14 protein-coding genes are annotated in these 13,103 nt (G+C 66.1%); 11 read left to right on the top strand and 3 right to left on the bottom strand.

Annotated features, from left to right (window positions below):
• Position 1: 1 nt before the first annotated feature.
• From HPC46_RS12455 to upp, 9 genes are all read left to right on the top strand, one after another.
• Positions 2-1,042 carry a zinc-binding dehydrogenase gene (locus HPC46_RS12455; protein ID WP_179470201.1) on the top strand — a complete coding sequence of 347 codons (1,041 nt, stop codon included), beginning with the start codon at positions 2-4 and terminating at the stop codon, positions 1,040-1,042.
• Positions 1,043-1,182: 140 nt separating this feature from the next.
• Complete coding sequence (locus HPC46_RS12450; RefSeq protein WP_179470199.1) at positions 1,183-2,055, top strand: ABC transporter ATP-binding protein; 873 nt, start codon at positions 1,183-1,185, stop codon at positions 2,053-2,055.
• Entirely contained in the window at positions 2,052-2,765 is a 714-nt protein-coding gene (locus tag HPC46_RS12445) for a fluoroquinolone export ABC transporter permease subunit (RefSeq protein WP_179470197.1), read from the top strand. Before HPC46_RS12450 ends, HPC46_RS12445 begins: the two co-directional genes overlap by 4 nt.
• On the top strand, positions 2,765-3,520 hold the full coding sequence (locus HPC46_RS12440; RefSeq protein WP_179470195.1) for an Rv2686c family ABC transporter permease subunit: 756 nt from the start codon (positions 2,765-2,767) through the stop codon (positions 3,518-3,520). Before HPC46_RS12445 ends, HPC46_RS12440 begins: the two co-directional genes overlap by 1 nt.
• 26 nt (positions 3,521-3,546) lie before the next feature.
• Complete coding sequence (locus HPC46_RS12435) at positions 3,547-4,410, top strand: SAM-dependent methyltransferase (protein ID WP_179470193.1); 864 nt, start codon at positions 3,547-3,549, stop codon at positions 4,408-4,410.
• Positions 4,397-5,050, top strand: a complete 654-nt coding sequence (locus tag HPC46_RS12430) for a TIGR03085 family metal-binding protein (RefSeq protein ID WP_179470191.1) — start codon at positions 4,397-4,399, stop codon at positions 5,048-5,050. Before HPC46_RS12435 ends, HPC46_RS12430 begins: the two co-directional genes overlap by 14 nt.
• Before the next feature lie 47 nt (positions 5,051-5,097).
• The gene (locus tag HPC46_RS12425; protein ID WP_179470189.1) at positions 5,098-6,351 is read left to right on the top strand and encodes a GTP cyclohydrolase II; all 1,254 of its coding nucleotides are present in this window, start codon (positions 5,098-5,100) and stop codon (positions 6,349-6,351) included.
• Entirely contained in the window at positions 6,351-7,574 is a 1,224-nt protein-coding gene (locus HPC46_RS12420) for a URC4/urg3 family protein (RefSeq protein ID WP_179470187.1), read from the top strand. The genes HPC46_RS12425 and HPC46_RS12420 overlap by 1 nt, the downstream gene beginning before the upstream one ends.
• Positions 7,574-8,203 (top strand): uracil phosphoribosyltransferase, encoded by a 630-nt coding sequence (gene upp / locus HPC46_RS12415; RefSeq protein ID WP_179470184.1) that lies wholly within the window; start codon positions 7,574-7,576, stop codon positions 8,201-8,203. The genes HPC46_RS12420 and upp overlap by 1 nt, the downstream gene beginning before the upstream one ends.
• Before the next feature lie 110 nt (positions 8,204-8,313).
• Here the strand turns inward: upp and HPC46_RS12410 are convergent, their stop codons facing one another.
• Both HPC46_RS12410 and HPC46_RS12405 read right to left on the bottom strand, forming a co-directional pair.
• Positions 8,314-8,583, bottom strand: a complete 270-nt coding sequence (locus HPC46_RS12410) for an SHOCT domain-containing protein (protein WP_179470182.1) — start codon at positions 8,581-8,583, stop codon at positions 8,314-8,316.
• Positions 8,584-8,610: 27 nt separating this feature from the next.
• On the bottom strand, positions 8,611-10,107 hold the full coding sequence (locus HPC46_RS12405; protein WP_325096646.1) for a multicopper oxidase family protein: 1,497 nt from the start codon (positions 10,105-10,107) through the stop codon (positions 8,611-8,613).
• Positions 10,108-10,262: 155 nt separating this feature from the next.
• Here HPC46_RS12405 and HPC46_RS12400 point away from each other — a divergent pair, with 155 nt between their 5' ends.
• Together HPC46_RS12400 and HPC46_RS12395 are read left to right on the top strand one after the other, a co-directional pair.
• Positions 10,263-11,021 carry a response regulator gene (locus HPC46_RS12400; RefSeq protein WP_179470178.1) on the top strand — a complete coding sequence of 253 codons (759 nt, stop codon included), beginning with the start codon at positions 10,263-10,265 and terminating at the stop codon, positions 11,019-11,021.
• Entirely contained in the window at positions 11,018-12,157 is a 1,140-nt protein-coding gene (locus HPC46_RS12395) for a sensor histidine kinase (RefSeq protein ID WP_179470176.1), read from the top strand. The genes HPC46_RS12400 and HPC46_RS12395 overlap by 4 nt, the downstream gene beginning before the upstream one ends.
• 27 nt (positions 12,158-12,184) lie before the next feature.
• On the opposite strand, the gene HPC46_RS12390 is transcribed toward HPC46_RS12395, so the two are convergent.
• Positions 12,185-12,892: a DUF305 domain-containing protein gene (locus HPC46_RS12390; RefSeq protein ID WP_407665494.1), complete on the bottom strand. Its 708-nt coding sequence runs from the start codon at positions 12,890-12,892 to the stop codon at positions 12,185-12,187.
• Between the last annotated feature and the right edge of the window lie 211 nt (positions 12,893-13,103).

Raw genomic sequence — 13,103 nt, 5'->3', positions numbered from 1 at the left:
CATGGCCACGATGCGTGCCGAACGCTTTTATGCCGACACTAAAACTGTTGTGCTGGAGGATGTTCCGATCCCCGAGCCCGGTGACGGCGAGGTACTGGTCAAGGTGGCGTTCTGCGGGATCTGCCATTCTGACCTCAGTCTCATCAACGGCACCTTCCCGGCCCAGCGCCCCGTGGTCACCCAGGGACACGAAGCCGCGGGGACCATCGCCGCGCTCGGCCCGGGCGTCACCGGATGGTCGGAGGGCGACCGGGTCGTGGTCGCCGCCGGCCGGCCATGCGGGACGTGCGCCAACTGCCGCCGCGGTGATCTGGCCAACTGCATGCGAATTCAGCTGATGGCCTTCGCCTACGACGGCGCATGGGCGGAATACACCGTCGCGCAGGCCTCGGGGTTGACCCGGGTGCCCGACAACGTGCCGCTGGAGCAGGCCGCGATCCTCGCCGACGCGGTGTCGACGCCGTTCGGTGCGGTGGTGCATACCGGCAAGGTCGCGGTCGGTGAATCCGTCGGCGTGTGGGGTGTCGGCGGCGTCGGCACGCACGTCGTGCAGCTGGCCCGCCTGGTCGGCGCGGTGCCGGTGATCGCCGTCGACATCAATCCCGCGGTGCGCGATCGCGCGCTGGAACTCGGGGCCGACTACGCGTTCGATTCCCGTGACCCCGCTTTCGCCGACAAGCTGGCCGAAGCGACCGGCGGCCGCAAGCTCGACGTCGCGTTCGATGCGGTCGGGCTGAAAGTCACCTTCGAGCAGGCACTGGACTCGCTGACGATCGGCAGCCGACTCGTCGGGGTGGGCATGAGTGCCGAGTGCCCGACGATCGGGCCGACGTCGATGTTCAACCTGGTGCAACGCCAGGTGCTCGGCCACCTCGGCTATCACAACACCGACATCGAAACGCTGGCGCAGTTGGTGTCCCGCGGGCGGCTGGATCTGACGCGCTCGATCAGCCAGATCATCCCGCTCGAGGACATCGCGGATGGCATCCGCATCCTCGAGCACGCCGAGGGAAATCCGATCAGGGTGCTCGTAGCGCCCTAGCCCCATGTACTAGGTGACGCCTCGCTCGTGGAGTAAGGTGCTGAACGGCTCCGGGAAGTCTGGTCGGAATTGATATCCGCCGTTGTGCGGTGGCGGCCGATCGGCGCGCCGCGCGCACCCACGAGAGGGGCCAGTCAGGGATGCGCGACTCCGACGTCATCAGCGTTCGGGACCTCACCTTTCGGTATCCGAAGTCGGCCGAGCCGGCGATCCGGGAGATGGACTTCACCGTCGGTCGCGGCGAGATCTTCGGGTTTCTCGGCCCCAGCGGTGCGGGGAAGTCCACCACCCAGAAGCTGCTGATCGGTCTGCTGCGCGGGCACGGCGGAACGGCATCGGTGTGGGGCAAGGATCCGTTGGAGTGGGGCCCCGACTACTACCAACGCATCGGTGTGTCGTTCGAATTACCCAACCACTACCAGAAGCTCAGCGGCCTGGAGAACCTTCAGTTCTTCGCGGCGCTCTACGACGGCGACACCCGGGACCCTGCCGGGCTGCTCGACGCCGTCGGGCTGTCAGAGGCCGCCAACGTCCGGGTTGGCAAGTACTCCAAGGGAATGCAGATGCGCCTGACCTTCGCACGAGCGCTTCTCAACAATCCCGAACTGCTGTTCCTCGACGAGCCGACCTCCGGGCTCGATCCGGTGAACGCACGCACGGTCAAAGACATGATCCGCGACGTGAAGGCAACCGGGCGCACCGTCTTTCTGACCACACACGACATGGCGACCGCCGACGAGTTGTGCGATCGGGTGGCCTTCGTCGTCGACGGGCGGATCGTCGCGCTCGACACGCCCTCGGAATTGAAGATCGCGCGAAGCCAGCGCTTGGTCCGCGTGGAATACCGCGGTACGGACGGGGGTTTGGCGAGCGCCGAATTCCCGATGGCCGGCCTGGCCGACGACCCAGAGTTTCATGGGCTGTTACGTGACCATCACGTCGAGACCATTCACAGCAGGGAAGCCAGCCTCGATGACGTGTTCGTCGAGATCACCGGCAGGCAGCTGACGTGACGCGGCTGGCACATGCCCTCCGGCTCGAAGTGATTCTGCAAGTCAGACAACGCTTTCTGCATGCCGCCGTATTCTCCGGCCTCATCTGGCTGGCAGTTCTCCTGCCGCTGTCGCCTAACCTGCGCCCGGTCGCCGAACCGTACATCCTGCTCGGCGATACCTGCATCATCGGGTTCTTCTTCGTCGCGGGAACGGTGTTCTTCGAGAAGCAGGAACGCACGCTCAGCGCGCTGGTGTCGACCCCGCTGCGATTCTGGGAGTATCTGGCGGCGAAAGTGACTCCGTTGGTGGGAATCTCACTGTCGGTCGCACTGGTCGTCCCGACTATCAGCCACGGATTCGGCTATCAACCGCTTCCCCTGATCGTAGGGACGGTGCTGGGAACCAGCCTGATGCTTCTCGTCGGCTTCACCACCTCGCTTCCATTCGCCTCAATCAGCGATTGGTTTCTGGCGGAGACGATTCCGCTCGCGGTGCTCACCGTGCCGCCGGTGCTCTTCTTCTCGAATGTGTGGACCAGCGGGCTGACATATCTCGTCCCCACGCAAGGCCCGCTCCTGCTGTTCGGCGCCGCGTTCGATCAGGTCTCGCTTGCACCATGGCAGATCGGATACTCGCTCGCATACCCGCTCGCCTGGGTGGTCGTCCTGTCGTACACCGCACGCTACATGTTCACCCGGTACGTGATCGCGCAGTCAGGAGGGCTGTGATGCCGAGACCTGCTCTGATGACCGCGGGGGCGGCACTGGCATTCGGCCGCAACGACATTCGCGGTACATACCGCGACCCGCTGTTGGTCATGATCGTCGTCGCACCGGTCATCTGGACCACCGGTGTCGCGGTCCTGACGCCCCGCTTCACCACCATGCTGGCACAGCGTTACAACTTCGATCTCGTTCCCTACTACCCGCTCGTGCTGACCGCGTTCCTGCTACTCACCAGCATCGTGATCGTCGGTGGGCTGGCCGCATTTCTCGTACTCGACGAGGTCGACGCCGGCACACTGGCTGCGCTGAGGGTGACGCCGGTCCCACTCGGCGGATTCTTCGCCTACCGGGCCGCCACGGTCGTCGTGGTGACCGCGGCCTATGTCTTCGCGACCATGTCGTTCAGCGGCATCCTGGCACCCGGCGTCGCACCGGCACTGGTTCCGATTGGACTGTTGGCCGGGCTGTCGGCGGTCGTGACGCTGCTGTTGATCATCACATTGGCGAGCAACAAGATTCAGGGTCTGGCGGCGCTACGCGGACTGGGCATGCTCATTGCCGGCCTCCCTTGCCTGCCGTGGTTCATCCACTCGAACTGGAGTGTGCTGTTCGGTGTGCTGCCGCCATACTGGGCTGCGAAGGCGTTCTGGCTGGCCACCGAACACGGTACGTGGTGGCCATACCTGCTTGCCGGGACCGGCTACAACCTGGCCATCGCCTGGCCGTTGTTTCGTCGCTTCGTGGCCAAGAACACCTGACCTGTCTCGATGACCAGGAGTACGCAATGGGAAATCCAGCCGAACAGACCGCGATCGGACCGATGATCGTCGTGGCCGCCGACCAGTACGAGCCGGTGCCCCTGGTGCACGACCCGTGGGCGGCACAACTGCTCCCGACGTCCGGGCGGGTGGCGGCCGCCCTCACCCGGTGGTCGCCGGTGCGCAGCGCATTCAAGTCGGCCACCGACAAGAAACTCGAAGGCGGGTGGGCGAGCTTCCTGTGCCGCAAGCGCTATATCGACGACCAGCTGCGTGCGGCGATCACCAAAGGTGTTGACGCCGTGGTGATTCTAGGTGCCGGGTATGACACCCGAGCAGTCCGGCTGCCGGAGCTGGCCGGCATCCCGGTGTACGAAGTCGACCTGCCCGCCAACACCAGGCGCAAGGGCGCCGCGCTGCACCGCGCGTTCGGCCGAATCCCGCCCGATGTCACGCTGGTGCCCGTCGACTTCGAGACCGACGATCTCTCCACGAGCCTCTGGCGAGCCGGATTCGGCACCGACCGACGCACGTTCTACGTCTGGGAGGCGGTGACGCAGTACCTCACCGAGGCAGCCGTGCGCCGAACGTTCGACTATCTTGCCCAGGCGCCAGCCGGTAGTGGGCTCGCGTTCACCTTCGTCCGGAAGGACTTCCTCACCGGGCAACACACGTACGGGGCCGCCCGGGCCCGCCGCCAGTTCGTCGTCGACAACGAGCTGTGGCGCTTCGGGCTCCAGCCCGAGCAAGTGGGCCCGTTTCTCGCCGAGTACGGCTGGCGTGAGGTCGACCAGGTCGGTCCCGCCGACTATGCGGCCCGATACCTGAACCCCGCCGGACGGGACACCGAGGTGTCCGAAATCGAGAGGGCCGTCTATGCCGAGCGCTGATCGTCCTTTCGACGCCCAGGAGCGGGTGGCGTTGTGCGATCTGTTCGACACGCTCGGACCGCACGCCACCACCCTGCTCGACGGGTGGACCACCAAGGACCTCGCCGCCCACCTGCTGCTCCGAGAACGGGATCCGGTGGCCGCCCCTGGCCTGGTTCTTCCCGGTCCCCTTGCCCGGTTGGCCGAACGCCGCACTGCGGCCATGGTCGAGCGGCACGAGTTCGGCTGGCTGGTCGGACGCCTGCGGTCCGGTCCCCCGCCGGGCTTCTTCCGGGTCCCGTGGGTCCGCTCCTTCCCGAGCCTCAACGAGTTCTTCGTCCACCACGAGGACGTCCGCCGGGCCAACGGGCTCGGCCCGCGCGAGGATCTGACTCCCGCGCTGCAGGCGGCGCTGTGGCGAAACGTTCAGCGCGGCAGTCGCTTCTTGAGTAGGCGCGTGCGCGGGGCGGGTCTCGACATCGTGTGGGCCGGGACCCCCGAGCGCATCGCGGTCCGATCCGGCGAATCGACGGCGGTGCTCAGCGGGCCACCCGGCGAGCTGCTCCTCTATCTGTTCGGGCGTCAGGCTGCGGCGCAAGTCGAAGTCCTCGGGCCGCCGTCGGCCGTCCAAGCCGTGCGGGGCGCTCGCTTCGGGATGTGAACGCCGGCGATCGTGACTAAGCTGGCGTGTTTCCACGAGGAGGGCACATGTCCGCCGAAGCGAAGAGCCCCGGCCACATCCGGCTGACATCGCACCGCGGTGCCGATGACGCTCTGCCGATCAGATGGGGTGCGCCCACCGCGGGCGAGCGCGGACCGCTGATCGGGACCACCAGCACCCGCAGCCACCGCAACGTCATCGGCACTCACAGCGGGTCCTACAGCGTCTACCGCGCCCTGGCCGTCGCGGCCGGTGCACTCTCCCGCGAGCACCGGGCGGACCTGACGAACACCTCCCCGACCGACAGCATCGGCCCCTACCCGCAGTGGAGCCGCCCCGCGGCGATCGTCAGCCTCGACCCGTGGGGCGCCATGGTCGCCGACGCGTTCGCCGCCGAGCTCACCGCCGGTCAGGACATCCGCCCGACGATCGCGGTGACCAAAGCGCACGTGATCCTGCCCGAGATCGCCGACGCGATCGACAAGGGCAGGCTGGTTCCCGACGGGAAGGTGCTACTGCCCGGCGGCGCGGCGCTGGTCACCAAGGCCGCCATCGAGCCGGTCTGGTTCTTGCCCGGTGTCGCAGAACGATTCGGATGCAGCGAGGCACACCTGCGCCGCGTCCTGTTCGAAGAGACCGGCGGCATGTATCCCGAACTGGTTACCCGCTCCGACCTGGAGGTGTTCCTGCCACCGATCGGCGGGCAGACCCTCTACATCTTCGGCGCCCCAGGCGATCTCGCCGATCCCGCGGTCGAGCTGACCGCCAGGGTGCACGACGAATGCAACGGTTCGGACGTGTTCGGTTCCGACATCTGCACGTGCCGGCCGTATCTGACGCATGCGATCGAGGAGTGCATCCTGGGCGCGCAGCGTGGCGGCGTCGGACTGGTCGCCTACTCCCGCAAGGAAGGTCGCGCCCTGGGCGAGGTGACCAAGTTCCTGGTCTACAACGCCCGCAAGCGCCAGCAGGGCGGCGACACCGCCGAGGCTTACTTTGCGCGCACCGAATGCGTCGCCGGCGTGCAGGACATGCGGTTCCAGGAGCTGATGCCAGATGTGTTGCATTGGTTGGGGATACAAAAGATTCACCGCCTGGTTTCGATGAGCAACATGAAGTACGACGCCATCGTCGGCTCGGGCATCGAAGTGGGCGAGCGCGTCAACATTCCTGACGACCTGATCCCGCCCGACGCCCGGGTGGAGATCGACGCGAAGATGGCGGCCGGCTACTTCACGCCCGGACCGGTACCCGACGCCGACGAGCTGAAAAAGGCCAAGGGCCGCGGATTGGAGGGCTGATGGGCTCGGCCATCGAGGTCGACGTTGACAGCCCGGCCGGAGCCGCAGCGGCGCTGCGCAGCACCCATGCCATCCGTGAGCGGGCTCGGCTGCTGACCGAACGAGCTCGTGCCGGTGACTCGCGCTGGTTCACCGTGCACGACGAGCGCCTGGACTCGGCCGCAGCGCTGGTCGCCGACGTCACCCGGGCAAGCTATCCGGACCTGCAGATCCCGTTCCACAGTCGGTGGCGCCATTTCGAGGCCGGCGGCGTGAATCGCAAAGACCTCCTGCCCGGTGCCGACGCCACGGCGACGGTCGATCTCACCGTGGTCAGCGTGCTGCTCGACGCCGGCGCCGGGCCGGACTGGTCCTACCGGGAGCCGGGCACCGGGTTGCGGCTGAGCCGCTCGGAAGGCCTGGGGGTGGCCAGCTTTCACGCGTTCGCCGCAGGACTGTTCTCGTCGGACCCCGACGATCCGCTGCGCGTCGATGCCGGGGGCCTGGCCGATCTGACCGTGCCCGAGCTGGCCGATGCGTTTCAGGCCGATGCCGCGAACCCCTTGGTAGGGCTCGACGGCCGGGTGGCGATCCTGCGCCGCCTGGGTGCGGCCCTGTCCGCCGCGCCAGAGGTCTTCGGCGCCGACGGCCGGCCCGGCGGGTTACTCGACACGGTGCGCGCCCCGGGTCATGAGTCGGTGCGCGCGCACGCCATCCTCACCGCGATCCTGGCGTCGATGGCGCCAATCTGGCCCGGCGGCAGCATGATCGGTGATCAGCCGCTCGGCGATTGCTGGTATCACCCGGCGCTCGGCGGCCCCGGCCTGACCACGGGCTGGATGCCGTTTCACAAGTTGTCGCAGTGGCTGACCTACTCCCTGCTCGAACCGTTCGGGTGGGCGGGCGTCACGGTCACCGATCTCGACGAGCTGACCGGACTGCCCGAGTACCGCAACGGTGGCCTGCTGCTGGATACCGGAGTCCTGCGGCTTCGCGACGGCGGGTGGGCGTCCCAGCCCTGCACCGCAGCAGACGAATTGGTGGTCGAGTGGCGGGCACTGACGGTGACGCTACTCGACGAGCTGGCTCCCCTGGTCCGCGGCCGGCTCGGGGTGGACGCTCTGCAGATGCCGCTGGCGCGGGTGCTGGAAGGCGGTACGTGGGCGGCGGGCCGGGTACTGGCCCAGCAGTTGCGTGGGGGGCTGCCGCCATTGACCGTCGCCAGTGATGGCACGGTGTTCTGATGCGCGACGTCCACGTCATCGACCACCCGCTGGTCCAGCACAAGCTCACCTTGATGCGCCGGGCGGAAACGTCCACCAACACATTCCGGCGGCTCGCCAACGAGATGGCCACGCTGCTGGCGTATGAGGTGCTGCGCGACACGCCCACTCAGGAGATCGAGGTCCGCACGCCACTGGAGACGACGACCGGCACCGTCATCGACGGCAAGAAGCTGGTTTTCGTGTCCATCCTGCGGGCCGGTACCGGCATTCTGGACGGGATGCTGACCGTCGTGCCCGGTGCCCGCGTCGGCCACATCGGGTTGTATCGAGATCCGAAAACCCTTGTCGCCGTTGAGTACTACTTCAAGATGCCCAGCGACCTGCATGAGCGCGAGGTCGTCGTCGTAGACCCGATGCTGGCCACCGGCAATTCCGCAGTGGCCGCGGTCGACCGACTCAAGGAGTTCCGGCCCAAATCCATCAAGTTCGTCTGCCTGCTCACCTGCCCGGAAGGCATCGCCGCGCTGCACGACGCCCATCCGGAGGTGCCGATCTACACCGCGGCGGTAGACCGCGGTCTCGACGAACACAGCTACATCGTGCCGGGCCTCGGCGATGCCGGTGACCGGCTGTTCGGCACCAAATAGGGCTGCCGAGTCAGGCTTTCGCCTGTGATCTGACTACGGTTGCGGCGCCGAATTCCATCCTCGCGCGGGTCCGCCAGATCGGCGTGCCGACGTCGAGGGCCGTGCGACGCTCACTCGCGTTTTGTTCCTCGTAGGATAGCCACACGCTGTTGATATTCGGTCTCGTCGATCTCGCCGCGCGCGAATCGGAGCGCAAGCAATTGCTCAGGCGACTCGTCGTGCAGTGGGGGTCGAGGTATGGTCCGCTGTTGGGGAGACGCCGCAGAGAACCGGATCAACGCGACGATCCCGGCAGCGATGAGCACCCAGAACGCCAACATTGCGACGGCCATGCCCGCGTATCCCCATCCGCTCAAATCGTGGTCGTACCAGAACATCATGAGCACCTCTCCTTCCTCACGACTCGATCAGCCGACGTAGTTCAGCAGGGTCATCATCCCAGCGTCCATGTGATAACCGTTGTGACAGTGGAGCATCCATATTCCTGGATTGTCGGCAACGAATTTGACGGCGACGGACTGCATCGGCTTGACGATCACTGTGTCCTTACGCGGGCCCAGACTCCCGTCCGCCTTGATCACCTGGAAGGTGTGGCCGTGCAGGTGCATGGGATGCCACATCATGGTGTCGTTGGCGAACGTCAGGGTAGCGCGTTGCCCCTGACGCACGGTCAGCGGAACTGTCTGGTCATAGCGCCGGCCGTTGATCATCCAGTTGTAGTGCATCATCGATCCGGTCAGGCGGGCTGACAGGCTGAGGTCGCTGTCGGGTCGCTGTTGGACTTCTGTTGCGGCAGTGAACATATCGACGGTGCCGACCCGCCCGGTGAGTTCCTTGGGCCGGAACGCGCTATCCGGTGCAGTGCCGGCGCCCGTGGACAGCAAGGCGCGCGCGACCGCACTCTTCCCTTCCGCAGAGGCGACGAGCGGAAAAACTCCATCACCGGCGGTCACGATGACGTCGTAACGCTCGCCCATGCCCAGGAGGACGGCGTCGACATCGGTGGGCACGACGGGGAAGCCGTCGGTATGGGTGACCGTCATGCGATGTCCGGCCAGGGCAACAAGAAACGCGGTGTCGGCCGCGGCGTTGATGATTCGGATACGGATGCGCTGCCCCGGCTTTGCGCTGAACGACGTCTCCGCTGACGGGATGCGGCCGTTGATGAGGTAGTACGGGTAGGTGACGTCGCCGGCGTCACCGCCGAGCAGATCGCTTGGTCCCACACCGCCGACGCCGGGTGTCCCGGGCATCGCGCCCATGCCACCCATGCCCGGCATGTGCCCCATACCGCCCATCGATCGCAGCCCCTGGAAAATCTGCTCGGGGCTGGTTCCGACACCTGAGGTCCAGTCGTCGAGCATCACGATCCACTCGGCGTCATAGCGGGCCGGCTCGGTCGGGTCGTCGATGATGACCGGTACATACAGACCGTAATCGGTGTCCAGCCCGGTATGCGGATGCGCCCAGTACGTTCCGGGATACGGGGAGCTGAACCGGTAGGTGAAGCTCGAGCCTGATGCGATGTCGGGGGTCGCCGGGGCGGCGCCGTCCATGTCGTTGCGCAACGCGATCCCGTGCCAGTGCACCGAGGACGCGTGATCGAGCCCGTTGTCGACGGTGATCGCGATGTCGTCGCCGACGTTGGCCCGGATCAGCGGGCCTGGTACTTGGTCGTTGTAGGCCAGCGTGTGCGCCTTGGTGCCGCCAAGGTCGATATCAGCCGCTCGCGCGATCAGGCGCGCGTTGACCGTCCTACCGGTGTGCGGCCGAGCCGCCTCCGCGGCGGCGACTGCGCCAGGTCCCGTAGACCCGCCAGAGGCCCCGACAGAGGTGGAGCGGCTGCAGGCCACCAACGCCGCGCCCCCGAGCACACTTGCGGCAAGAAAGCCTCGCCGCGTCATGGGTGCCGCCGTGAGGGGCCGTCGACTCATCACCAATCCCGTCTTCTCAAGGTCTCGTCCCCAGCCTGCGCTGGACCCACGACGGGTTTGGTGTTCGTTCTGTGAAGATTCACTCAAGACCTGACCTGGTCGCGGCAACGCGGCACGATGAAGGTATGGATCTCAAATCCCAGGCGGCACCGCGCGATGCTGACCTGGGCTACCGAGCCCTGGTCGTCGATGACGAGAAGCCGTTGGCGGAAGTTGTCGCCAGTTACTTGGAGCGCGAGCACTTCGAAGTGACAGTGAGTCACTCCGGGGTGGACGCCCTGGCGGTGGCCCGGCAGGTCGACCCGGACGTGGTGGTGCTTGATCTCGGCCTGCCGGGTATCGACGGGCTGGAAGTGTGCCGACAGTTGCGGACGTTCTCCGACGCCTACGTGGTGATGCTCACCGCCCGCGACACCGAGGTGGACACCATCGTCGGGTTGTCGGTCGGTGCAGACGACTACGTGACCAAACCCTTCAGTCCGCGGGAGTTGGTCGCTCGGATCCGGGCGATGCTGCGCCGGCCCCGTTCGGTGAGTGCACCCGTCACGCCGGGTGGCGGGACGGCAGACGCCGAGCTGCCGCCGCGGATGTTCGGCCCGTTGACAATCGATGTGCCCAGCCGACAGGTGTTCCTCGACGCGGAACTGATTCCCTTGACCCGCACCGAGTTCGACATTCTGGCGGCTCTGTCGTCGAGGCCGGGCGTGGTGTGGAGTCGCCGACAACTGATCGACACCGTGTGGGGCGAACCCTGGGTGGGCAACGACCACCTCGTCGATGTCCACATCGGGCACCTGCGGCGCAAACTCGGCGACAATCCCACCGAGCCGAGGTTCGTACTGACGGTGCGCGGCGTTGGCTACCGGATGGGATCCGGCCAATGATCGCGCCCACCGGTTTCGGCATGCGTCGGCGATTGCTGCTCGCCCAGAGCTTGGTTCTGGTCGCCGGCGGTGTGACCACGTGGGTTGTCGCGTCGATGGTCGGGCCGCCGCTGTTCCGGGAACACCTGCACATGGCCGGCGTCGCCCATGATTCCAACGAGCAATATCACGCCGAGCAGGCCTACCAGCACGCGACGGCGCTCTCCATCGGGGTCGCGATCACGGTGGCCGCCCTTACCGCGCTCGTGGTCACCGTCTACTTGAGCCGGCGCCTGCAGCATTCCATCGCAGAGGTGTCTGCCGCAGCATCAGCGATCGCGGAGGGACACTATGACATACGTGTCGCACCACCTCGTCTCGGCAGCGAATTCGACAATATGGCAACCGCTTTCAACAAGATGGCAGATCGTCTGCAAGCGGTGGAATCAACCCGGCGCCAGCTGTTCGGTGATCTTGCCCACGAGATCCGCACACCGGTAGCCGTGCTTGAGGCATATCTGGAAGCCGTAGAGGACGGCGTGAAAACCCTGGATCAGCCGACCATCGCTATGTTGCGTGAGCAGACCGGTCGTCTGGTGCGCTTCTCAGCCGACGTCGCCGCCCTGGCCCAGGCTGAAGAAGCTCACGCCACCATCAACCCGGGGTGGATCGAGGCCGGTGATGTCGCACGAACAGTCAGTGCCGCGATGGCGGACCGTTATGCCGCCAAGAACGTCGCGTTGAGCATCGTGGTGGGCAAAGGGATCCGCCTGTGGGCGGACCGTCAACGCCTGGCACAAGTGTTGAGCAATCTGTTGGACAATGCATTACGCCACACCACGGCCGGAGGACAGGTTCTTCTCGCCGCCGAGAGGGCGGACAACAGAGTGGTCTTCACGGTGCGCGATGACGGCGAAGGCATTGCGGCTGAGCATCTTCCGCACGTCTTCGAGCGGTTCTATCGCGTCGACTCCGCACGCAATCGCGGGCGGGGCGGCTCCGGTATCGGACTTGCGGTCGCCAAGGCCTTGACCGAGGCCCACGGCGGGTCTATCGCCGTGACCAGCCCCGGACAGGGAGCCGGCACCACCTTCACGGTGTCGGTCCCTGATCAGCCGCTGACCGTCGCACGGCTCCATCAACACGAACCCGCCTGACGCGTCGTCGTCCCGACTGCGACTCCCCTACAGGGAGCTCAGGATCTGGTTCATGGCGTCGATCTCCTTCTGCTGACTGGTGGCGATCGACTTGGCCAACGCAATGGCGTCGGTGAACTGGCCGTTCCTGATCTCGTCCTGCGCCATGGCGATCGCGCCCTGGTGGTGCTTGATCATCTGGGTGAGGAACAACTTGCTGGCCTCGACGCCCTGGGCGTTTTGCAACGCCTGCATGTCGGCCGGCGACATCATCCCGTCCATGCCCGGCATGTCACCCATTCCGGGCATACCCGGCATCATCGAACCGCTGGGCATCGGCATGGGCATGGTGGTCGGGGACGCGGTGGCGGTATCGGAGCCGTGCATCCCGGGCATGTTGTTCATCCCCGGCATTCCGGACATGCCCCATTGATTCAGCCAACCCTGCATCTGGTCGATCTCCGGACCCTGCGCGGTCTTGATCTGCTTGGCCAGGTCGATCACCCGCGGGTCGATGCCCTGCTTCGCCACGATGATGTCGCTCATCTCAATCGCTTGCTGATGATGCGGAATCATCATGTGGGCGAACATCATGTCGGACTGGTTGTGCGCGCTTGCCGAAGCCGACGGCGAGGTTTGGGCCGTGGCCGGCGCCGACGATGTCGCCTCCTTGGTTACGGGGTTGCTACACGCGCCGACGGCGAACACCACGGCGAATGCAGCCGCCCCGGTCGCCACAATCCTTGCCTGCTTCACAGCACATCCTTTCGTCCGATCACCCATTCGGGTCCGCCTTCCAGACTTCCCAGGTTCGATAGGGCTGCCCTAGTCGTTCTGTGAAGATTTGGCAAAGAACCACAACCCGCCGGTGGTGAGCGGTTTCGGCCTGCCCGTCTTGCTCCGAACGTGTGGGCTATCGGTGAAATTCGTCGTCAACATCTCGACAGCCCGCACGCTCGGCGTGCGA

Source organism: Mycolicibacterium vinylchloridicum, assembly GCF_013404075.1.
Classification (GTDB): Bacteria; Actinomycetota; Actinomycetes; order Mycobacteriales; family Mycobacteriaceae; genus Mycobacterium; species Mycobacterium vinylchloridicum.
This window is presented reverse-complemented; position numbering and strand designations above follow the sequence as displayed.

What these genes read in the sequence shown, in the direction of transcription:
- HPC46_RS12455 (WP_179470201.1), top strand. Translation starts at nt 2, where the DNA reads ATGGCCACGATGCGTGCCGAACGCTTTTATGCCGACACTAAAACTGTT.
- HPC46_RS12450 (WP_179470199.1), top strand. Translation starts at nt 1,183, where the DNA reads ATGCGCGACTCCGACGTCATCAGCGTTCGGGACCTCACCTTTCGGTAT.
- HPC46_RS12440 (WP_179470195.1), top strand. Translation starts at nt 2,765, where the DNA reads ATGCCGAGACCTGCTCTGATGACCGCGGGGGCGGCACTGGCATTCGGC.
- HPC46_RS12435 (WP_179470193.1), top strand. Translation starts at nt 3,547, where the DNA reads ATGGGAAATCCAGCCGAACAGACCGCGATCGGACCGATGATCGTCGTG.
- HPC46_RS12430 (WP_179470191.1), top strand. Translation starts at nt 4,397, where the DNA reads ATGCCGAGCGCTGATCGTCCTTTCGACGCCCAGGAGCGGGTGGCGTTG.
- HPC46_RS12425 (WP_179470189.1), top strand. Translation starts at nt 5,098, where the DNA reads ATGTCCGCCGAAGCGAAGAGCCCCGGCCACATCCGGCTGACATCGCAC.
- HPC46_RS12420 (WP_179470187.1), top strand. Translation starts at nt 6,351, where the DNA reads ATGGGCTCGGCCATCGAGGTCGACGTTGACAGCCCGGCCGGAGCCGCA.
- upp (WP_179470184.1), top strand. Translation starts at nt 7,574, where the DNA reads ATGCGCGACGTCCACGTCATCGACCACCCGCTGGTCCAGCACAAGCTC.
- HPC46_RS12410 (WP_179470182.1), bottom strand. Translation starts at nt 8,583, where the DNA reads ATGATGTTCTGGTACGACCACGATTTGAGCGGATGGGGATACGCGGGC.
- HPC46_RS12405 (WP_325096646.1), bottom strand. Translation starts at nt 10,107, where the DNA reads ATGACGCGGCGAGGCTTTCTTGCCGCAAGTGTGCTCGGGGGCGCGGCG.
- HPC46_RS12400 (WP_179470178.1), top strand. Translation starts at nt 10,263, where the DNA reads ATGGATCTCAAATCCCAGGCGGCACCGCGCGATGCTGACCTGGGCTAC.
- HPC46_RS12395 (WP_179470176.1), top strand. Translation starts at nt 11,018, where the DNA reads ATGATCGCGCCCACCGGTTTCGGCATGCGTCGGCGATTGCTGCTCGCC.